This is a genomic window from Catenulispora yoronensis (genome assembly GCF_039531695.1).
GTDB classification, from domain to species: domain Bacteria; phylum Actinomycetota; class Actinomycetes; order Streptomycetales; family Catenulisporaceae; genus Catenulispora; species Catenulispora yoronensis.
The window spans coordinates 1-626 of the sequence record NZ_BAAAQN010000189.1; the positions used below are offsets into that span (position 1 = coordinate 1).

A 626-nucleotide genomic window follows, 5' to 3' on the forward strand; every position below is an offset into this window, starting at 1 on the left:
CAATTAAGCAGATCTTCACGTAGCAATCAGCCTTTGATCCCGTAATGCTCCAGCATCGCGTCCAGCTGCGGCTCACGCCCGCGGAAGCGTTTGAACAGCTCCATCGGCTCTTCGGAACCGCCGCGGCTCAGGATATTGTCGAGGAACGACTGACCGGTTTCACGGTTGAAAATCCCCTCTTCTTCGAAGCGTGAGAAGGCGTCTGCCGCCAGCACGTCGGCCCACAGGTAGCTGTAGTAACCTGCCGCATAGCCGCCAGCGAAGATGTGGCTGAAGGCGTGCGGGAAGCGGCCCCAGGTCGGCCCCGGCACCACGGCGACCTGCTTTTTAATCTCGGCCAGGGTCTCAAGGATTTTCGCCCCCTGCTCCGGTTTGTACTCCGCATGCAGGCGGAAATCGAACAGGCCGAACTCCAGCTGGCGCAGAATAAACATCTCCGCCTGGTAGTTTTTCGCCGCCAGCATTTTCTCCAGCAGCTCCTGCGGCAGCGGTTCACCGGTTTCATAATGGCCGGAGATAAACGCCAGCGCTTCCGGCTCCCAGCACCAGTTCTCCATAAACTGGCTCGGCAGCTCGACCGCATCCCACGGCACCCCGCTGATGCCGGAAACCCCGGCGGTGTCGAT

At 60.4% G+C, this 626-nt stretch carries 1 protein-coding gene; it reads right to left on the bottom strand.

The genetic code is table 11. The features are described 5' to 3' along the window. Positions 1-26: 26 nt before the first annotated feature. Positions 27-626: M3 family metallopeptidase (locus tag ABD481_RS46725; RefSeq protein ID WP_344672351.1), on the bottom strand; the 600-nt coding region annotated here is incomplete at its 5' end.